The sequence below is a fragment of the Tetzosporium hominis genome, from assembly GCF_002265435.1.
In the GTDB taxonomy this organism is placed as follows: Bacteria; Bacillota; Bacilli; order Bacillales_A; family Planococcaceae; genus Chryseomicrobium; species Chryseomicrobium hominis.
The window spans coordinates 61,661-82,941 of the sequence record NZ_NOKQ01000134.1; the positions used below are offsets into that span (position 1 = coordinate 61,661).

21 protein-coding genes are annotated in these 21,281 nt (G+C 42.4%); all 21 read left to right on the forward strand.

Going from position 1 to position 21,281, the window contains the following annotated elements; all coding sequences use genetic code 11:
* Positions 1 to 17: 17 nt before the first annotated feature.
* The 21 genes from ilvB (at position 18) to lepB (ending at position 21,251) form a co-directional block, all read left to right on the forward strand.
* Positions 18 to 1,721: a biosynthetic-type acetolactate synthase large subunit gene (ilvB, locus tag CF394_RS01250; RefSeq protein ID WP_094941453.1), complete on the forward strand. Its 1,704-nt coding sequence runs from the start codon at positions 18 to 20 to the stop codon at positions 1,719 to 1,721.
* Positions 1,718 to 2,233 (forward strand): acetolactate synthase small subunit, encoded by a 516-nt coding sequence (gene ilvN, locus CF394_RS01255; RefSeq protein ID WP_094941454.1) that lies wholly within the window; start codon positions 1,718 to 1,720, stop codon positions 2,231 to 2,233. The genes ilvB and ilvN overlap by 4 nt, the downstream gene beginning before the upstream one ends.
* Positions 2,234 to 2,245: 12 nt before the next feature.
* Positions 2,246 to 3,277, forward strand: a complete 1,032-nt coding sequence (ilvC, locus tag CF394_RS01260; RefSeq protein ID WP_094941455.1) for a ketol-acid reductoisomerase — start codon at positions 2,246 to 2,248, stop codon at positions 3,275 to 3,277.
* A complete protein-coding gene (locus tag CF394_RS01265; RefSeq protein WP_094941456.1) occupies positions 3,264 to 4,799 on the forward strand; it encodes a 2-isopropylmalate synthase in 1,536 nt (511 codons plus the stop codon). The genes ilvC and CF394_RS01265 overlap by 14 nt, the downstream gene beginning before the upstream one ends.
* A gap of 13 nt (positions 4,800 to 4,812) precedes the next feature.
* Entirely contained in the window at positions 4,813 to 5,913 is a 1,101-nt protein-coding gene (gene leuB / locus CF394_RS01270; protein ID WP_094941457.1) for a 3-isopropylmalate dehydrogenase, read from the forward strand.
* 15 nt (positions 5,914 to 5,928) lie between these two features.
* Entirely contained in the window at positions 5,929 to 7,335 is a 1,407-nt protein-coding gene (leuC, locus tag CF394_RS01275) for a 3-isopropylmalate dehydratase large subunit (protein WP_094941458.1), read from the forward strand.
* A 15-nt stretch (positions 7,336 to 7,350) separates the two neighbouring features.
* Complete coding sequence (leuD, locus tag CF394_RS01280; protein ID WP_094941459.1) at positions 7,351 to 7,941, forward strand: 3-isopropylmalate dehydratase small subunit; 591 nt, start codon at positions 7,351 to 7,353, stop codon at positions 7,939 to 7,941.
* A gap of 165 nt (positions 7,942 to 8,106) precedes the next feature.
* The gene (gene hpf / locus CF394_RS01285) at positions 8,107 to 8,661 is read left to right on the forward strand and encodes a ribosome hibernation-promoting factor, HPF/YfiA family (protein WP_094941460.1); all 555 of its coding nucleotides are present in this window, start codon (positions 8,107 to 8,109) and stop codon (positions 8,659 to 8,661) included.
* A gap of 118 nt (positions 8,662 to 8,779) precedes the next feature.
* Entirely contained in the window at positions 8,780 to 11,290 is a 2,511-nt protein-coding gene (gene secA / locus CF394_RS01290; protein WP_094941461.1) for a preprotein translocase subunit SecA, read from the forward strand.
* Positions 11,291 to 11,310: 20 nt separating this feature from the next.
* Positions 11,311 to 12,412 (forward strand): peptide chain release factor 2 gene (gene prfB, locus CF394_RS01295; RefSeq protein ID WP_106408201.1). Its coding sequence is split into 2 segments (ribosomal slippage): positions 11,311 to 11,382 and positions 11,384 to 12,412, totalling 1,101 coding nucleotides; the frame shifts between segments, so codons are not numbered across the junction.
* 267 nt (positions 12,413 to 12,679) lie between these two features.
* The gene (locus CF394_RS01300) at positions 12,680 to 13,546 is read left to right on the forward strand and encodes a YitT family protein (RefSeq protein WP_094941462.1); all 867 of its coding nucleotides are present in this window, start codon (positions 12,680 to 12,682) and stop codon (positions 13,544 to 13,546) included.
* Between the two features lie 42 nt (positions 13,547 to 13,588).
* Entirely contained in the window at positions 13,589 to 13,918 is a 330-nt protein-coding gene (gene cccB / locus CF394_RS01305) for a cytochrome c551 (RefSeq protein ID WP_094941463.1), read from the forward strand.
* Between the two features lie 149 nt (positions 13,919 to 14,067).
* On the forward strand, positions 14,068 to 14,754 hold the full coding sequence (gene ftsE, locus CF394_RS01310) for a cell division ATP-binding protein FtsE (protein WP_094941464.1): 687 nt from the start codon (positions 14,068 to 14,070) through the stop codon (positions 14,752 to 14,754).
* Positions 14,744 to 15,631 (forward strand): permease-like cell division protein FtsX, encoded by an 888-nt coding sequence (gene ftsX, locus CF394_RS01315; RefSeq protein ID WP_094941465.1) that lies wholly within the window; start codon positions 14,744 to 14,746, stop codon positions 15,629 to 15,631. Before ftsE ends, ftsX begins: the two co-directional genes overlap by 11 nt.
* 38 nt (positions 15,632 to 15,669) lie before the next feature.
* Positions 15,670 to 16,998, forward strand: coding sequence for a murein hydrolase activator EnvC family protein (locus CF394_RS01320; protein WP_094941466.1), 1,329 nt, complete (start codon positions 15,670 to 15,672; stop codon positions 16,996 to 16,998).
* A gap of 69 nt (positions 16,999 to 17,067) precedes the next feature.
* Entirely contained in the window at positions 17,068 to 17,670 is a 603-nt protein-coding gene (locus CF394_RS01325) for a hypothetical protein (protein ID WP_094941467.1), read from the forward strand.
* Positions 17,667 to 18,233 (forward strand): redoxin domain-containing protein, encoded by a 567-nt coding sequence (locus CF394_RS01330; RefSeq protein WP_341476717.1) that lies wholly within the window; start codon positions 17,667 to 17,669, stop codon positions 18,231 to 18,233. Before CF394_RS01325 ends, CF394_RS01330 begins: the two co-directional genes overlap by 4 nt.
* A gap of 370 nt (positions 18,234 to 18,603) precedes the next feature.
* A complete protein-coding gene (locus tag CF394_RS01335; protein ID WP_094941469.1) occupies positions 18,604 to 19,782 on the forward strand; it encodes a PDZ domain-containing protein in 1,179 nt (392 codons plus the stop codon).
* Entirely contained in the window at positions 19,779 to 20,039 is a 261-nt protein-coding gene (locus CF394_RS01340; RefSeq protein ID WP_094941470.1) for a CsbA family protein, read from the forward strand. Before CF394_RS01335 ends, CF394_RS01340 begins: the two co-directional genes overlap by 4 nt.
* A gap of 80 nt (positions 20,040 to 20,119) precedes the next feature.
* Positions 20,120 to 20,767 (forward strand): TVP38/TMEM64 family protein, encoded by a 648-nt coding sequence (locus tag CF394_RS01345; protein WP_243370605.1) that lies wholly within the window; start codon positions 20,120 to 20,122, stop codon positions 20,765 to 20,767.
* On the forward strand, positions 20,748 to 21,251 hold the full coding sequence (lepB, locus tag CF394_RS01350) for a signal peptidase I (protein ID WP_165767422.1): 504 nt from the start codon (positions 20,748 to 20,750) through the stop codon (positions 21,249 to 21,251). The genes CF394_RS01345 and lepB overlap by 20 nt, the downstream gene beginning before the upstream one ends.
* Positions 21,252 to 21,281 lie beyond the last annotated feature (30 nt).

Genomic DNA, 21,281 nt, shown 5'->3' on the forward strand with positions numbered 1-21,281 from the left:
AAAAAGGAGTGAAACGAATGGTCATGCAGGCAGAAAAAACGGTGCAACTTTCAGGTGCAGATCTACTCATTGAGTTGCTCCATGAGCAGCAAGTGGAATTACTATTTGGCTATCCAGGAGGTGCTGTTCTTCCGATTTACGATGCTCTATATAGAAATCCAATCCCACATATTTTAGCTCGTCATGAACAAGGCGCCATCCACGCAGCTGAGGGATACGCACGTGTTTCAGGAAAGCCTGGTGTGGTCATCGCCACTTCCGGTCCGGGAGCGACGAACCTAGTTACAGGAATCGCCGATGCCATGATGGATTCTCTACCCCTTGTCGTTTTTACAGGACAGGTAGCGAGCACTGTTATCGGCACAGATGCCTTTCAAGAAGCAGATGTACTAGGAATTACGCAGCCTATCACAAAACACAACTATCAGGTGAAGGATGCTCGTGACTTACCTCGCATAGTAAGAGAAGCCTTTCATATAGCTTCTACAGGTAGACCTGGTCCTGTTCTGATCGACGTTCCAAAAAATTTGGCTGCTGATACGGTACAGCAATTAGATTGGACCGTCCATCCCGTGAACCTCCCAGGTTATCAGCCGACAACGGAGCCCAACTTCTTGCAGATTCAGAAGCTGGCAGATGCTATGAATCAGGCAGTAAAACCATTGTTTCTGATTGGAGCAGGTGTGTTGGCGGCAAAAGGTACCGACGAATTAGCAACGTTACTAGAGCAATCAGGAGTTCCTGCAGTCTCTACATTATTAGGTCTTGGAGCTGTTCGAGATAATCATCCTCGCTATCTTGGGATGGCAGGGATGCATGGAACGTACGCGGCTAATATGGCCATCCAAGAATGCGACTTATTAGTCAATATTGGAGCACGGTTTGACGATCGACTTACAGGAAACTTGAACGGTTTCGCACCTCATGCAAAAGTCGCTCATATCGACATCGATCCAGCTGAAATCGGAAAGAACGTCCCAACTGCGATTCCCATTGTGGCAGATGCGAAAGCAGCTTTACGGCAGCTTCTGAAACAACAACTTGTTAGTCACGAGAAATCTGAGTGGGTAGATACTCTGAAACAAAATGCAGCACTTCATCCGCTTCATTACAAAAGGGATGGTTTAAAAGCACAACAAGTGCTTGAAATCATTCATCAAGTAACAAAAGGTGAAGCCATTGTGGCAACGGATGTAGGCCAACATCAAATGTGGACTGCCCAGTATTACGGATTTCAGAAACCCCACCAGTGGATCACTTCAGGAGGGCTAGGAACGATGGGGTTTGGCTTCCCAGCTGCAATTGGTGCACAGCTTGCGTTTCCTAAAGAACGTGTCATTGCAGTCGTAGGAGATGCTGGCTTCCAAATGACTTTGCAAGAATTGTCGTTACTCCAAGAATATCGATTACCTGTAAAAGTAGTGATCTTGAACAATCAGAGCCTGGGAATGGTAAGACAGTGGCAAACAGCATTTTACGAAGAGCGCTACTCCCAATCGTTGATGCCGGTTCAACCAGATTTTGAAAAACTTGCTTCAGCGTACTCCATTCAAGGGGTAAGGATTGACACGCTGGAGCAAGCGCGGCAGCTACTACCAGAGCTTCTTCTTTCGGACGAGCCGGTTCTGATTGATTGTCGAATTGAGCAGCACGAGCCTGTTACACCAATGGTGGCGCCCGGAAAAGCCTTACATGAAATGATTGGAGTGAAGCCTTCGTGAGACGCATCATCACAGTAACTGTATTGAATCAAAGTGGCGTGTTGAACCGAGTGACAGGCTTACTGATGAAGCGACAGTTCAATATTGAAAGCATGACAGTGGGCCATACGGAACAGGACAATGTCTCTAAAATGACGTTTATCGTCCATGTAGAAGATGCTCAGAAACTTGAGCAACTGTTGAAGCAATTGCAAAAACAAATTGATGTGTTAAAGGTTCAAGATTTGACAGATCAAGCCATCGTGGTTCGTGAGTTGGCACTTGTCAAAGTACAAGCACCTGCTACAAAACGATTGGAGCTATCAAACTTGATCGAACCGTTTCGAGTTCAAATCATTGATGCTGGGAGACAAGTGGTCACTTATCAGATCACAGGTCACCCTGAAAAAATCGATGCTTTTATTGAACTAGTTCGGCCATACGGTGTGAAAGAACTTACCCGTACTGGCGTCACAGCATTTACTAGAGAACAACAGAAATACCCTACACAAACAAAACTATTAGCTTATTAGGAGGAATGGAAAATGACAAACATGTACTATAACGGAGATATTTCAGAACAAGCACTAGCGGGGAAGAAAGTAGCAATTATCGGGTACGGTTCACAAGGACATGCCCATGCACGCAATCTGAAAGACAGTGGGTTTGACGTCGTAGTAGGTGTTCGTCCAGGGAAATCCTTCGACCAAGCAAAACAAGACGGATTAGAAGTCACAACTGTGGCAGAAGCTGCAGCTGGAGCGGATGTTGTAATGGTATTACTACCAGATGAACGTCAAAAAGCGGTATACGAAGCAGAAATCAAACCAGCCTTAACTGCTGGTAAAGCCTTAGTGTTTGCACATGGCTTCAATATTCATTTCGGTCAGATCGTGCCACCTGAAGATGTAGACGTCTTCCTAGTAGCTCCTAAAGGTCCTGGTCATTTGGTACGCAGAACTTATGAATCGGGTGCTGGAGTTCCTGCACTTTATGCGGTATACCAAGATGCAACAGGTAAAGCTAGTGAAGTGGCGCTTGCTTATGCAAAAGGAATCGGTAGTGCACGAGCTGGTGTATTGGAGACAACATTTAAAGAAGAGACAGAGACGGACCTATTCGGGGAACAAGCAGTTTTATGTGGAGGACTGACGGCTCTAGTAAAAGCTGGATTTGAAACGTTAGTCGAAGCTGGCTATCAACCAGAACTTGCGTATTTTGAAACGATGCACGAACTAAAGCTGATTGTTGATTTGATGTATGAAGGCGGAATGACAGGCATGCGCTATTCAATCTCTGATACAGCAGAGTGGGGAGACTTTGTATCTGGACCACGTGTCGTCGATGCAGATACGAAAGCGCGCATGAAGGACATTTTAACAGATATCCAGCAAGGGAAATTTGCGAAAGAGTGGATTCAAGAAAATGAACAGGACCGACCAAATTATACACGAATCAAACAAGCCGAAACGACGCACCAGATCGAAGAAGTAGGTGCCAAGCTTCGTGAGATGATGCCATTTGTCCAAGCTACAAAACAACCAGAGAAGGAAGTGGTGACGAGTGGCCAAAATTGATATTTTTGACACAACTTTACGAGACGGGGAACAGTCCGCGGGAATCAATTTAAATACAGCAGAGAAAATTGAAATTGCCAAACAACTGGAGCGCTACGGAGTTGCTGTGATTGAAGCAGGTTTTCCTGCTTCGTCACCGGGTGATTTTGAAGCCGTAAAGCAGATCGCTCAAATCGTGAAAGATGCGAAAGTGACGGGTCTCGCTCGAGCTATTCCTTCTGATATTCTCACTTCTTATGAAGCGCTAAAATACGGAGCACAGCCGCATCTTCACACGTTTATTGCTACTTCACCAATTCACATGGAGTACAAATTGAAGAAGACTCCGGATCAAGTAGTCGAAATCGCAGTCGAATCTGTCAAACTTGCTCGCAAGTACTTTCCACTTGTACAGTGGTCGGCTGAAGATGCAACCAGATCAAACAAAGAGTTTCTAGCGCGTATCATTACAGAAGTGATCAAAGCTGGAGCGACAACTATTAACATTCCAGATACAGTCGGCTATACAACTCCAGCTGAATATGGCGCTCTTTTCCGCTATCTACAAGAGACAGTGCCAGGCATAGAGAAAGTCAAAATGTCTGCTCACTGTCACGATGACCTAGGAATGGCGGTAGCCAACTCATTAGCAGCTATAGAGAATGGTGCTACTCAGATTGAAGGCACAATCAATGGCATCGGAGAACGCGCAGGAAATGCCGCTCTTGAAGAAATTGCAGTAGCCCTGCACATCAGGGAAGATTATTATCAAACTCACTCTGGAATCGTCTTGAAAGAGACGAAACGGACAAGTCAGCTCGTTAGTCAATTGACTGGTGTCATGATTCAACCAAATAAAGCTATAGTCGGAAGAAATGCATTTGCGCATGAATCGGGAATCCATCAAGATGGAATGCTGAAAAATCCAGAGACGTATGAAATCATCACTCCAGCATTAATTGGAGACGCTACGACCGAGTTAGTACTTGGAAAACACTCGGGTCGTCATGCCTTTATCAACAAAGCGAAGTCCATGGGCTTCCAGTTATCTGATGACAAATATGCTACTGCATTTAGCGCATTCAAAGATCTGGCAGATCGCAAAAAAGAAATCACAGAAGAAGACTTATTTGTTTTGCTGACGGATCAACAAGTGACGGTCACAGACACACCGGTTTATGAACTGGAAAGTGTCCAAGTACAGTACGGGACTTCTAACATTCCAACCGCTACTGTTCGCGTGACGGCACCAAGTGGAGACGTAGTCACTGTATCCGATACAGGTGCAGGCTCTGTAGAAGCCATTTTCAATACTCTTGAGCGAGTTGTACAAGGGACCGTGCGGATCCTTGATTACCGAGTGAGTTCCGTATCCAAAGGACGCGATGCTCTTGGAGAAGCCGTCGTGAAAGTCCGATTCCAAGACCAAGAATCGATTGGCAGAAATGCTTCACAAGATGTTCTTGAAGCGAGTGCAAAAGCCTATTTGAATGCAATTAACCGTCAATTACAAAAGGAACGTACATTAAGCGCGGTCCATTAGAGGAGGAGATTAGATGAAGAAACAGATTACCGTATTACCTGGAGATGGGATTGGACCAGAAGTGACACAAGCTGCTGTCCGTGTACTACAAGCGGTAGCGAAACGATTTCATCATGAATTTGACTTCCACTATGCATTAATCGGAGGAGCAGCTATTGATGCTATAGGAGAGCCTCTACCTGATGCTACAATAAACAGCTGTGAAAAGGCGGATGCCGTCTTACTAGGTTCTGTTGGAGGACCAAAATGGGATTCCGTTGATCCGTCGATTCGTCCTGAAAAAGGTCTGCTTGCACTTCGGAAGCAGTTTAATCTATATGCCAATCTACGCCCAGTGAAAGCTTACAAAGCACTTCAAGTAGCTTCTCCACTGAAGGAACAAGTAGTTGCAGGGACTGATTTTGTGATTGTCCGTGAGCTGACAGGAGGACTCTATTTCTCAGAGCCTCGTAAAAAGACAGCGGATGCGGCAGTAGACACACTCGTCTATACACGTAAAGAAATCGAGCGCATCGTTGACACGGCATTCCAATTAGCCCGAAAAAGAAACGGAAAAGTAACCTCTGTGGATAAAGCAAATGTTCTTGCCTCTAGTAAATTGTGGCGTGAAATTGTAGAAGAAAAGCGTGTAGGCTATCCGGACGTACATGTAGAACACGTCTTAGTAGATGCGGCAGCTATGCAATTGATCAAAGAACCCTCCTCATTTGATGTAGTGGTAACAGAAAATCTTTTTGGAGATATTTTAAGTGATGAGGCTTCTATGATTACGGGCTCTCTTGGCATGTTGCCTTCAGCGAGTGTGCGAGATGACTCATTTGGAGTCTATGAGCCGATTCACGGTTCCGCGCCGGACATTGCGGGGCAAGGGAAAGCCAATCCGGCAGGAACTATTTTGTCAGCGGCTTTGATGTTGTCCCATTCGTTTAATCTTCAAGCGGAAGCACAAGCAATTGAAGATGCTGTGGAGCGCGTCTTAGAAGACGGCTATGTGACAGCGGACCTTCAAGGTGGGCGAGTGTTAACTACAGAAGAATGGACAGCAAAAGTAATAGAAGAGCTTGATAGCGAATCTGTTTCAGATAGTATTTGTTTTTCTTATATTTCAGGGTAATGGAGGAGAAGTGTAATGGCGAAAACCATCATCGAGAAAATTTGGGATCAGCACGTTGTTGTCAGAGAACAGGGAAAGCCAGACCTCCTCTATATAGACTTACATTTACTACATGAAGTAACTTCACCACAGGCTTTTGAAGGTCTTCGTTTAGCCGGTAGAAAGGTGAGAAGACCTGATCTTTGTTTTGCGACTATGGATCATAATGTGCCGACTATCAATCGTGCAGTCATCCGTGATCAAATTGCTAAGAAGCAAATCCATACATTAGCTGATAACTGCAAGGAGTTCGGTATTGAACTTGCAGATATGGATCACCCGGATCAAGGCATTGTTCATATCATTGGACCCGAGCTTGGACTTACCCAGCCAGGAAAGACAATAGTCTGTGGGGATTCGCATACGTCGACTCACGGGGCTTTTGGCGCTCTTGCATTTGGTATCGGAACGAGTGAAGTAGAACATGTTCTTTCTACTCAAACGCTCTGGCAAGCACGACCAAAAACGATGGAAGTGCGAGTGACCGGAGAGCTTGGATACGGAGTGACGGCAAAAGATATCATCCTCGCCATCATCGCGAAATTTGGAATTGATATGGGTACTGGACACGTGATCGAATATACAGGAGACGTCATCCGAAACCTTTCTATGGAAGAACGAATGACGATCTGCAATATGTCCATTGAAGCAGGAGCGCGGGCAGGACTCGTGTCACCTGATGCTACGACTGTTGAGTTTTTAAAAGGTCGACGATATGTCGACAAGGAGAAGTTTAGTGAGTTAGAAGCAGAATGGCTCGCTCTTGCTACAGATGAAGGAGCTACTTATGACAGTGTCTGCACGATTGATGCAGCTGAAATTGAGCCATTTGTTACCTGGGGAACCAATCCTGCTATGGGGTCTGGAATTTCAAATTCTGTACCAAAACCAACAGATTTTGCGGATGAAAGTGACCAGCTTGCAGTAGCACAAGCACTCGATTATATGGGATTTGCAGGGGGAGAAGCTCTTGAAGACGTATCCATTCAACATGTGTTCATCGGCTCGTGTACCAATGCAAGACTCAGTGATCTGAAGGAAGCAGCGGAAGTAATCCGTGGCAAACAGGTCGCTCCCGGAGTTCGAGCACTGGTTGTACCTGGGTCACAAACGACTAAAAAACAAGCTGAAGAGCTCGGCTTAGATCAAGTCTTTTTAAAGGCTGGTTTTGAATGGCGAGAGTCTGGCTGTTCCATGTGCCTAGCTATGAATGAAGATGTTGTGCCTGCAGGAGAGCGTTGTGCATCTACTAGCAACCGTAACTTTGAAGGGCGCCAAGGGAACGGCGCACGTACACATTTAATGAGTCCAGCTATGGCGGCAGCAGCAGCCATTGAAGGAAAATTGACAGATGTTCGAAATTTACGCGCAGTCGGAGTTTAGAAAGGAGCAAATGATATGGAACCTCTTCAACTTGTTACGAGCATCGTGACGCCACTTGCCAAGAAAAATGTGGATACAGATCAAATTATCTCAAAAGAGTTCTTAAAACGAATTGAGCGGACAGGTTTTGGAAAGTATTTGTTTTATCATTGGCGATTTGATGAATCAGGGAATGAAAAGCCAGACTTCGTCCTCAATAATCCGGTCTATCAAGAGTCGAAAGTTTTAGTGGCGCACGACAATTTTGGTTGTGGTTCATCACGTGAACATGCCCCATGGGCCATCGCAGATTACGGATTCCGTGTGGTGATTGCCCCTTCATTTGCAGATATTTTCTACAATAACTGCATGAAGAACGGGATCTTGCCTATTCGTCTTCCTGTTCATGAAGTGGAGGAACTTCTTGCAAAACCACAACTACACGTGACTGTAGATCTGCCCAATCAGCAAGTTCTAGGGAAGGACGGTTCACTCTATTCATTTGAAATCGATCCGTATCAAAAGAAAATGCTATTAAACGGTTGGGATGAGATTTCTTTAACATTTTTATATGAAGAAAAAATTGCTGCGTATGAAAACGCACAAAATTCAAAGACTGCTTCTTGAGCAGTCTTTTTTTATCTTTCACGAAACCACAGAATTATTGGATAATTCTTTGGGAAACGTGTACAATCTTCACAAGTCATCTTTTAAATTCTTTCGCATAAAAGAAGGAATGAGAGTAGGAGATGTCGAAATAAGTAGTATAGCAATTATAAAGGAGGAGTTTTCATGCTAAACTTTAACATCCGTGGAGAAAATATCGAGGTAACTCCTGCAATTCGAGAATATGTGGAAACAAAAATCGAAAAAATTGATCGCTACTTTAATGAAGAATTGAATTCAACTGCTAACGTGAACTTAAAGGTTTACAATGACAAGCAAACAAAGGTTGAAGTGACAATTCCAATGAAAAATTTAACACTGCGTGCAGAAGAACGTCACACAGACATGTATGCAGCTATCGACTTGATCGTAGATAAATTAGAACGTCAGATTCGCAAACACAAAACAAAAGTAAATCGTAAGTTCCGTGAGCGTGAAGGCGTTGGAACGTACTTTGCAACTACAGAAGCTGCTTCAACAGAGCCTGAAGTATCTGAAGAAGAATACTCAATCGTACGTACAAAAACATTTGATTTGAAACCTATGGACCAAGAAGAAGCAATCCTACAAATGGATATGCTTGGACATAACTTCTTCATCTTTACAGATGCTGAATCAAACGGAACTAATATTGTATACAAACGAAAAGATGGAAAATACGGTTTAATTGAAACAAACTAACACAAAAGCTCCTGCTGATGCAGGGGCTTTTCTTTTGGTCTTTTCAACGCGTTCGCTTGAAGTCGGTTTTGATTCAGTGGTAAAATGAAAGATAAGTCTGAAATAGGAAGTGACCTTCATGTTAGGTGTATTAAATAAAGTGTTTGATCCCAATAAACGAGAAATTAAAAAACTTGAGAAAATTGCAGATTCTGTTGAAGCTCTTGCTTCTCAAATGGAATCACTTAGTGATGAACAACTTACAGCTAAAACAGCTGAATTCAAAGACCGTTATACTAATGGTGAAACTTTAGATCAATTACTGCCAGAAGCTTTTGCGGTAGTTCGTGAAGCAGCAAAACGCGTGCTTGGCGAGTATCCTTACCGTGTTCAAATCATGGGGGCAGCTGCACTTCACGAAGGGAATATTTCCGAGATGAAGACAGGGGAAGGGAAAACCTTAACCTCTACGATGTCCGTGTACTTGAACGCGCTAACAAGTAAAGGCGTTCACGTAGTCACAGTCAATGAATACTTGGCAAGTCGTGATGCGGCTCAAATGGGTAAACTTTATACATTTTTAGGGTTGACTGTCGGATTGAATACGAATGCTCTAACAAAAGCAGAAAAGCGTGAAGCCTACCTCTGTGACATTACTTATTCGACTAACAATGAGCTAGGATTTGATTATTTACGAGACAACATGGTCCTTTATAAAGAAGAAAAAGTTCAAAGACCACTTCACTATGCAGTTATCGATGAAGTGGATTCTATCTTAATTGATGAAGCACGTACTCCACTGATTATCTCAGGGCAAGCTTCTAAAGCGGCGCTTCTATACAAACAAGCCAATGCCGTAGTTCGTTTGCTTCGCGATGAAGAAGACTACAGCTATGATGAGTCAACTAAAGGGGTAGTCTTAACGGATACTGGTGTTGAGAAGATTGAGAAATCTTTCAACATCGACAACTTGTTTGACTTGACTCATGTTCGATTAAATCATGCAGTCAACCAATCGCTAAAAGCGCACGTCTCCATGCACAAAGATGTAGACTATGTCGTTCAAGATGGAGAAGTCGTCATCGTTGACTCTTTCACAGGTCGTTTGATGAAAGGACGTCGTTATTCTGACGGCTTGCACCAAGCGATTGAAGCAAAAGAAGGTTTAGAAGTACAAAACGAATCAATGACAATGGCTACAATTACATTCCAGAACTACTTCCGTATGTATGAAAAGCTATCTGGTATGACGGGTACAGCTAAAACGGAAGAAGAAGAATTCCGTAACATTTACAATATGGACGTTATTGTAATTCCGACCAACAAACCGATTGCTCGAGATGATCGTCCGGATTTAATTTATGCATCGATGAAAGGGAAGTTTGAAGCAGCGGCAGCTGACATTGCAGAAAAACACCGCAAAGGTCAGCCAGTTTTAATTGGTACTGTAGCTATTGAAACATCTGAAATTATTTCAGCGTTATTAACAAAACATAAAATCCCTCACAATGTATTGAACGCAAAAAACCACGAAAGTGAAGCGGAAATCATTGCTGATGCCGGGAAAAAAGGAGCAGTTACCATTGCCACTAACATGGCTGGTCGTGGTACAGATATCAAATTGGGCGAAGGTGTTTTAGAATTAGGTGGCTTAGCTGTTATCGGTACAGAGCGCCATGAATCTCGCCGTATTGACAATCAGTTACGTGGACGTTCCGGTCGTCAAGGAGATCCAGGTGTGACTCAGTTCTATCTTTCTTTAGAGGATGAACTGATGAAACGCTTCGGTTCAGACAACATGAAATCTATGATGACACGTTTAGGTCTAGATGATACACAACCGATTCAATCGAAAATGGTATCTCGGGCTGTAGAATCTGCTCAAAAACGTGTAGAAGGAAACAACTTCGACGCGCGGAAACGTTTGCTTCAATACGACGATGTTCTTCGCCAACAACGTGAAATCATCTACAAAGAGCGTAATGAAGTGTTAGATACTGACAACGTGCGTGCCTTAGTAGAGAAGATGATTCAAGAAGTCGTAGATCGCACTGTAGATGTTCATACTACTTCTGAGCAAAAATCTGAGTGGAACTTAAAAGCTATGACGGATTATGTGAATGCCACGCTTCTACCTGAAGATACTGAAAGAACACTGGACTTTGAAGGCAAAGATCGTGAAGAAATCCGTGAGGAACTGAAACAAGCAGTTCTTGCAGAATACGATGCAAAAGAAGAACGGTTCACTGCAGAGCGTATGCGAGAGTTTGAGAAAGTTATCTTACTTCGTTCAATTGATACTAAGTGGATCGACCACATCGACGCTATGGACCAATTGCGTCAAGGGATTCACTTACGTGCTTATGGTCAAAATGATCCTTTACGCGAATACCAAAACGAAGGGTTCGCGATGTTTGAAGCGATGGTAGCCTCTATTTCAGAAGATGTGGCAAAATATGCGATGAAAGCTGAAATTCAGCAGAACCTTGAGCGTGAAGAAGTGGCGAAAGGGCAAGCTGTCAATCCGAAAGAAGATGGCAAGCCTGTTAAAAAACAACCAATGAAAAAAGACGCTGAAGTAGGGCGCAATGAACCTTGTCCTTGCGGCAGCGGCAAGAAATACAAGAACTGTCACGGGGCAGTCAGCTAATTAGTGGAGGAACTCACATGATCGAATTATCAGCAGCACGTGCAGAACTAGACCGTTCTGCGCAAAAAATCCAAGACTTTAGGGGGTCTCTTTGACTTAGAAAACAAAGAGGCACGAATTCAAGAACTTGATGAGCTCATGACCTTCCCTGATTTTTGGGACGATGCACAAGGTGCACAAAAGACTATCAATGAATTGAATGGCTTAAAGGCTGTCGTCGAACAATATAAAAAGTTAGAAGACGAACAAGAGAATCTGGAGATGACAGTAGAACTGTTAAAGGAAGAGCCAGACGAAGAATTGCATGCCGAGTTGGAAAGTGCTTTAGCTGACCACCGCAGAGCACTTGAAAACTTTGAACTTCAAATGCTTCTTAGTGAAGAATACGATAAAAACAATGCCATCTTGGAACTTCATCCAGGGGCGGGAGGCACGGAGTCTCAAGACTGGGGTTCTATGCTTCTTCGCATGTATCAGCGCTGGGCAGACAAAAGAGGATTTAAAGTGGAGACACTGGATTACCTTCCAGGAGATGAAGCCGGTATCAAATCGGTAACTCTACTTATTAAAGGGCATAATGCATACGGTTACTTGAAAGCCGAGAAAGGTGTGCACCGTCTGGTACGGATCTCACCTTTTGATTCATCAGGACGTCGTCATACGTCGTTCGTTTCTGTAGACGTAATGCCCGAATTCAATGAAGAGATTGAAATTGATATTCGTACAGAAGACCTGAAAATTGATACGTACCGTGCTAGTGGTGCGGGTGGTCAGCATATCAATACTACTGACTCCGCTGTTCGAATTACTCACTTACCTACAAATACCGTAGTGACGTGTCAAACAGAGCGCTCTCAGATCAAGAACCGTGAGCATGCCATGAAGATGTTAAAATCTAAGCTCTATCAACTACGTATTGAAGAGCAAGAGGCAGAGCTCGCAGCTATTCGTGGAGAACAAAAAGAAATCGGATGGGGCTCTCAGATCCGTTCGTATGTGTTCCACCCGTATTCTATGGTGAAAGATCACCGTACGAATGAAGAAAGTGGAAATGTGCATGCGGTGGTCGACGGAGAACTCGACAATTTCATTCATGCGTATCTTCGCTCAAAAATCCAATAACAGCATTCAAATCCACTATGGTATACTCAACCATAGTGGACTTTTTTATGCATACATTGCGACTAGAAACGTGCGTAAGATCTTGGTCAATTTTCCTGAAGGATCAGGTCGATGCCGGATATCACCCGTGTCGATTCACCTGTGAATCGATTGGGAAGATTCGGCACGGCCCTTAGGAAAATTGACCAAGTCAGCACGTTTCATAGAGCATTGCAGTCGAGAAAACCCTTATAGTAATCACTAAAGACTTATAACGAGGTACTAAACATGAAAAAAAGAAGAGTAAAAAAAGAAGAAACCCCAATAGTTCGTGAGATTCGCGATTATATATTTATCATCATTGGAGCCGCAATAGTAGCTATCGGATTCAACGTTTTTCTATTACCGAATCAAATCGCTTCTGGAGGCGTGAGTGGAATCAGTACCATCATTTATTCGGTGCTAGGATGGCAGCCAGGGATTGTACAATATGCATTCAACATTCCGCTCTTTATAGCGGGAGTCATTATCTTAGGGAAAAATTTTGGGATTAAATCCTTTGTAGGAACGATTACACTGCCTGCAGTCGTATTGGCAACTTCTAGTTGGGAACCTTGGTCTTCCGATCCTCTTTTAGGTGCTCTTTTTGGAGGAATCGCAGTGGGTACCGGTCTTGGTCTGGTGTTTAGAGGAAACGCTTCAACTGGCGGTACGGATTTGGCAGCTCAGATCATCACTAAGTTTACAGGGCTTTCACTAGGGACAAGTGTTTTGATGATTGACGGATTGATTGTGTTATCAGCTGCTTTAGTATTCGATATTGAACGAGCGCTATACGCATTGATTGGGTTATTCACAACGACGAAAACGATTGATATCATCCAACTTGGCTTTAGTCAGTCAAAAATGGTGCATATAATTACTTCTCAAGAGCAAGCTATGAAAGAAGCTATCTATCAGCAAGTCAATCGTGGCGTGACAAAGATGACAGGAATAGGTGGATACACAGAAGAGCCGCGTCCTATTTTAATGGTAGTTGTTTATCAAACAGAGTTCACAAAGTTGAAACAGGTAGTCAAAACAGTGGATCCACATGCTTTTGTCATCGTTTCAGATGCGTATGAAGTTTTAGGTGAGGGTTTTAAGAGGTACTAAGTTTGGTATACTAAGGATATAGAAGATAAAGGAGTGTGCCCAATGAAAAAACTGCTTTTCGGTTTATCAGTTACATCGATGTTATTCCTAGCTGCTTGTGGTGGAGATAGTGCGGAGCCTGAGGCACCGACAGACTCTGGAGAAACGGCAACCGTTGATGCAGAGGCAATCGCAAATCAAAAATGCATCAGCTGTCATGGCACAAATTTAGAAGGTCAAGGCAACTTCCCAGCACTAAATGATGTTGGATCTCGACTCAGCGAAGAAGAAATTTTAACAGTAATTTTAGAAGGTCGAGGAGCGATGCCTGGAGGACTTCTTCAAGGAGAAGAAGCGGAAGCGGTAGCGGCCTGGTTGGCAGAGAAAAAATAAATATGTACTTCGAAGTAGAGCACATCCAAACGGATGTGCTCTTTTTCCTACATAAAATTGAAATAAACCTGTAACATACAAAATTTCGAGAGGTGTTATAATGGATTTGTTGCGCTAAAACGAAGTATACAAAATAGGTGGTTAGATATATGATTCAAATGAAAGATGTCTACAAGAAGTATCCAAACGGAATCGTGGCAGCGAACGGGATTACAGTGGACATTAAACAAGGTGAATTTGTATATGTAGTTGGACCAAGTGGCGCGGGAAAATCTACATTTATTAAAATGATGTACCGAGAAGAAAAGCCAACTAGCGGTGACATTATAATCAATGGAATGAACTTGGCAAAAATTAAAGCTAAAAAAGTTCCTTTACTAAGACGTCAAATCGGAGTCGTATTTCAAGACTTTAAACTTCTTCCGAGAATGAATGTGTATGAGAATGTTGCATTTGCACTTGAAGTAATAGAAGAAAGTCCAAAAGTGATTCGCAAAAGAGTGATGGAAGTACTTGATCTAGTAGGATTAAAACACAAAGCGCGTATGTTCCCTACGGAGCTATCCGGTGGAGAACAGCAACGGATTTCGATTGCGCGTTCCATTGTAAATAAACCGAAGCTCGTTATTGCAGATGAACCAACAGGAAACTTAGATCCAGATACATCATGGGAGATTATGAATATCTTCCAAGAAATCAACTCTCGGGGAACAACCATTATTATGGCTACCCACAACAAAGAAATTGTAAACACATTAAAACACCGTGTCATTGCAGTTGAAGGCGGAATGATTGCCCGAGATGAAGCAGAAGGAGACTACGGTTATGAAATTTAGAACTATGGGACGTCACGTCAAAGAAAGTTTCCGGAGTATTGGCCGGAATGGCTGGATGACCTTTGCCTCAGTTAGTGCCGTAACTGTCACATTGCTCCTTGTTGGAGTTTTTGTAGCGATTATGATGAACTTAAACAAACTGGCAGATGACTTAGAAAACAATGTGGAAGTAAAAGTTTATGCGGAACTGATTGCTGATGAAGAACAGCTTGCTACTTTAGAAGAAGAAATCAGTACTACCTTAGGTGTTCAAGAAGTTGTTTATTCTTCAAAAGAACAAGAGCTTCTGAAGCTTGCCGAAACAATGGGGCAAGAGTTCCAATTGTATGAACAAGATAATCCGTTATTTAATACATTTTATGTGAAAGCAGCTACTCCGAAAGAGACGTTGGCAGTTGCTTCTCGTATAGCAAAACTAGATAGTGTAGAGCGTGTTGAAGATGGAAGAGCACAAGTACAAAAATTGTTCTCCGTCTTAGATGTTAGCCGTAATGTTGGACTGGTATTGATTCTTGGATTGTTGTTTACAGCTATGTTCTTGATCTCCAATACAATCCGCATCACTATCGTAGCTCGTCGTCGAGACATTGAAATTATGAAATTAGTAGGTGCGACCAACTGGTTTATCCGAATTCCATTTATTTTTGAAGGTATGTGGCTCGGAATCATGGGGGCGCTCTTACCAATAACACTTGTTTCCGTTGCCTATTACAATTTGTTTAATCTCTTAAATGTAGAACTTGCATCAACGGGAATTTATTCGTTACTTACACCAATGCCATTCTTACTGCAAATCAATGCATTGTTACTTGCAATGGGAATTGTAATCGGTGTTTGGGGAAGTTTTATGTCCGTTCGAAAATTCTTAAAAGTATAGAGGAAACGTACTGGTGAAAGAAAGGGGAAAATGAACACATGTCCACAACGTCACGGAAAGTGAAAATTGCAACATGGTTAACTGCAGCAACCCTACTATTTACAAGTGGGACGGTTTCCGCCGCATCACTCGATGAGTTGAAAGAACAACAACAACAATTAGAACAACAGAAAAATGATTTGAACTCTTCTATTAAAGAGAAAAAAGGAGAGATTCAACAAAAGGCTTCTGAAATTGAGACGATTGAAGGTAAGGTTAAGAAACTAAGCGACGAAATCGTGTCAACTGAGAAGAAAATTGATGAAGTTCTTGCTCAGATTGCAACGACTGAAAAAGAAATTGCCGATTTAAAAGAATCAATTGAAGAACTAAAGCTTAAAATTGAAGAGCGAGATGAACTTCTAAAAGAGCGTCTTCGAGCTACGCAAGTGAACGGTTCATCTGTTGACTACATAAGTGTATTTTTAGGCGCTGAGTCATTCATTGATTTAATTGATCGCTTTTCAGCTGTTACCACGCTAATGGAAGCGGATCGTCAAATTTTACGCGACCAAGCAAATGATAAGAAACAACTTGAAGATGAGAAGGCGCTAGTCGAGCAAAAGCTTCAGCAGCAAGAAAACCGGAAAGCGGAACTTGTTGATTTAAAGAAATCATTAGACGGTCAGCGCGCTCAAATGAACACTCTGTTAGATGAGTTAGAAGCAGAGCAGAACAAACTAAAAACTGAACAACAAGCTATGGAAACTGATTATGAAGAAATCGCGAACTTAAGTGAAGAAACAAAATCTAAAATCGTAGCAGAACAAAAACGAATTGCTGAAATCGCTCGTAAACAAGCAGAAGAGCAACGCCGCAAAGAAGAAGCTGCACGTAAAGCTCAGCAAAACTCTGGCGGATCAGGAAGCTCTGGTGGTTCTAGCTCTACAGTGTCAGCTCCAGCAGTCTCTTCAGGGGCTTGGACAAAACCAGTAAACGGAACATTGACTTCCGGATATGGGTACCGTGTTCACCCAATCTATGGAACTGGTAAAATGCACTATGGTGTAGACTTTGCAAACAGCATTGGAACACCAGTTGTATCTGCAGCGGCTGGAGTAGTAAGCTATGCAGCACCATTTAGTACGTATGGTAATGCAGTCATGGTCACACACAATATTGATGGTCAAACATTTACAACATTATATGCGCACTTGAGTGCTATCAATGCATCTGTTGGACAAACTGTGAGCAAAGGGCAACAAATCGGGGCTTTAGGAAATACAGGAAACTCGACCGGTCCTCACTTACATTTTGAAGTGCACGTAGGTAGCTGGAACGGAATGGCAGCAAACTCTGTTAATCCATTACGCTATATCCCAATGTGATGATCAAGCAGTTCACTTTACGTGGACTGCTTTTTTCTTTAGCATAGAAGCAGAAAGTGAGGCATCTAAATGAAAATTACAGACTGGTATGTCATTGTATCCTTGACTATGCCATCTACATGGGTTGCTGTATTACTAGCACTCATTTTGACATCTTTGACACTTTTGCTCCAATTCAATAAACAAGTGGCAAGTCACTTTGTTGATGCTGCTATTGCCTTCATACTACTATGGAAATTTAGCGTGATTGTAACTGACTTTTATGCAGTGGTTCACGAGCCTTTTAGTCTTTTATATTTCAATGGAGGGTACGTAGGAGTTGTGATAGGGACACTTGGTGCCTTGATTAGCTTGATTCGAGCGAAAGTATCCGTATCTATTATCCAGTTGATGGCAGTTTATAGTGTAAGTTATTATCTCTTTTTTATGGTTGTACTTAATTCAAATCCAATACTTATAGAATTGGTGACACTTATTACACTAGTGATAGTTTTCGTTCTATTATGGAAGAAAGTTACTGTTCGCATACTCCCTGTTGGATTGCTTTTTTTTATAGCTTTTTTTCAACCCCTAGGGGTATTTCAAACGTATATTGTTTGGATGTTTAGCGTACTCCTAGTACTATATAGTTATCAGGTCTTTAGAAATAAGAAAGTGGGAATGACATCATGAAGAAATGGGTAGCGCTACTTGGCCTAGCTGTCTTAATTGGAATTGCAACTTATTCGTTTGCTGAGCAGAATGCAGATTCTGTGGATACGTTAAATAATGAGCAGCTAGGAACGGATCTTCTCTCTAGTGCCGGATCAGAGTTAAAGAAAGGCGACCTTCCTCCAGATTTTACATTGACCACTCTAGATGGGGAAGAAGTGCGATTGAGTGATTATAAAGGAAAGAAAGTCATATTGAATTTTTGGGCAACCTGGTGTCCACCATGTAAAGCAGAGATGCCTCATATGCAAAATTTCTACGATGCAAATAAAGAAGAAGTGGAAGTCTTGGCAGTAAATTTGACTGATAAGGATAATGGGGTAGAAACTATCCAACAGTTCATTGAAGACTATGAACTGACATTTCCTATTCCGTTAGATAAAGAAGGGGAAGTGGGGACGGCCTATCAGGCATTGACTATCCCAACGAGCTACATCATAACCTCTGAAGGGACTGTACAACATAAGATTGTTGGACCAATGGACGAAGCGATGATGGAGCAGTTGATTTCATCTACACCATAATTCGAATAGTTTACTATCTCCTTTCGTATAATTCGACGAAGGGGGATTTTTTTGCGTTCATTCATTTCTGTATTACTTCTAATCAGTCTATTTCTAACTGCTTGCGATCCTACAAACCAACAACCGTCTACAAAAGAACACCCGACTTTACTTGAACACTTCCAAAAAAGTAAATCATTTATCAGAGACCGGGCAAGTGGATGCTTCTTTCTTGATGCTAGTACGAGATGCCTATGAAACCTATACCAAAAATCCCGAAAATGATGAAGCGATTCGGTTGGCACTAGATTACTTTTCACATTCTCAATAAAAGTATACTTTTCTCTGAGTTGCTTTGCTAAAATAGAAAGTAACCGCTGGGAGGGATACTATGGATCAGCAACGTTTATTAGAGATATTATGGAACGTCGGACAATTTTTCGTACATCCGTTGTTCTTTTTAACGCTCGCTGCTGCAATCGCAACCGGCTATTTCCGAGTGAAGCGAGAGCGCAAAGATTTTAGAACCCGTCTAGTACTCGGGTGGACGGAGTTTACAAGCGTCCTCAAAGATTCCTGGCTTTTTGGCTTAGTGATATCACTTGTGCTCGCTCTAGTAGGCATTCTCTTTAACGAAGAGTTTTTGTTGATTGTTTCACTAGTCGCTATTCTTGCATTAGTACTTTTTCAATTTCAACTGCTTTCAGCAGCCTATATTTTATCTATCAGTGTTCTCATCTGGATGCTAGTGGATCAATGGTCTTATAGCATTTTGGTCGGCCCATTCACGCTTTCTGCCGTTCAGTTCTCTTGGAATGTCGTGTGGCCCGTTGCTGCTCTCACAGGACTTCTCCTAGTTGCAGAAGGCTTGCTTTTGAAGCGGCAAGGGCTCCAAATTGTGTCTCCTCAACTTGTTAAAACAATACGAGGTGGCTCTGCAGTCCAATATAAAATAAAACGTATCTGGTTGCTTCCGTTAGTTCTGTTGATACCTGGAGAGTGGTTTTCAGGTATAGCAGGATGGTGGCCACTTGTTCATTTTGGGGAAACCTCTTTTGCTGTTTTAGCGTTCCCATACGTGACAGGATTCCAACAGCTTTCAAAAAGTGTCTATCCGTTTCTTGCGATACCGCAACGCGCCAAACATATCTTGATTCTGGGAATTAGTGTCGCAGCAATTGCTGTACTAGGAATCGTTACATACTGGTTCGGTTTAGTAGCACTTGTCGTGGCTTTTATTGGTCGTCTTGTGTTGGATATTCAAAGCTACCGACTGCAAAATACAGGTCATTACGCAGTAGCTCCTGTATCTGAAGGAATTCAAATTGCTGGAGTTCTAAAAGGCTCTCCTGCTGACAAGATGGGATTAGAAATCGGTGAAAAGATTGTGAAAGTTAATGGACAACGTGTTTCAAACGAGCAAGAGCTGTACGAAGCGATACAGATCAATGCAGCGCATTGTCGATTAGAAGTGTTAGATCACAATAACGAGCTTCGCTTGAAACAACAAGTCATCTTTCGTCATGACCATCACCGTCTTGGCTTGATGATTGCTAGGTCGGTCCGATGAACAATTTGAGCCAAGCTACAGAAGTGATCTTAGCTATTTTTGTTCCTGCCTTACTCGTTATTTTGTTCACTCGCGTTACATTTAATAGATGGGTGGCGCTCGCCATCACGATTGCTCTTTTTACAGCTTCCGTAATTGCAGGATACACGCGAGAATGGATTCACTACATTTTAGATGCTGCATCCATGACGGTCGGATTTTGGTACGCCACTCACATGACGCAAAAAAGCAAATCGGAATCGAACGACTCTGTCTGAACGACAGGGTCGTTTTTTCAAACCAACGTTTTGTTATAGGCACAATCGGCAATACTAGAATAAAGAAGGTGACACGGACCATGACAGATCTATTTAGTATGGAAACACTCGAAGAGATCATGAACAGCTATAAAACATTAGGACCAGTAATTGGTATTCTGTTGCCTATGCTCGAAGCATTTTTACCGTTCTTACCATTAGTTGTTTTTATTGTAGCGAACGTGACTGCTTACGGACTTTTATATGGCTTTGTCTTATCGTGGGCAGGTTCGGTAGTAGGCTCCTATTTGGTATTTTTGATTATACGAAAGTATGGGAGAGCACGAATTCTTAACTTTTTGACCAAACATCAAAGAATTTCTCGGCTCATTCACTGGGTAGAGAGAAATGGCTTTGGGCCATTATTTTTACTGCTTTGTTTTCCATTTACTCCTTCTGCGATAGTCAATGTGGTAGCAGGTCTATCCAATATTCGAAAATCTACATATTTGACGGCTTTAATCCTTGGAAAACTCATTATGATTTTTGTAATTAGTTTTATTGGAGCAGACATACGAGCACTTATCTCTCAACCTATACGTACGGCTATAGTAGCAGCAGTCATCGCGCTCTTGTGGGTTATTGGGAAGTATTTCGAGAAACGGTTAGATAAAAAAGTAGAAGCTGATTTTCGAGAAATTGCAAGACAGAGGGTGAGTGAGGCGAATCGTGAAAAACTGGAAAAGTGAAGTGAAAGAATGGTTTCTCGCACTTATCATTGGGATTGCTTTTATTGCCTTGATACGAACTACACTGTTTACTACGTATCATATTCACGGAGATTCTATGCTACCTACCCTTCATTCAGAAGATCAAGTTGTAGTGAGTCTACTTTCTCCTATCCAAGCAGGGGATGTCGTCATTGTAGAACGAGACAACGAAAAAGATATAGTCAAACGAGTCATCGGAATTCCAGGGGATACGCTTCAGTTCCGAGAAGATGGGTTGTACCGCAACGGTGAAAAAGTGGAAGAAAAGTATTTGCAAGACAGTGAGTGGAATCCGCAGCAGACGACCATCACTTTAGAAGACGATGCTTACTTTGTAATGGGAGACAATCGAAATCATAGCCTAGACAGTCGCGAGTTGAGAACGTTTTCTTCTAAAGAAATCGTTGGAGAAGTCAAGTTGATTTACTTCCCATTCACGCATTTATCATGGATTCATTATTAGAACCTTTGTTTCTTTGTTACAATAGAAACA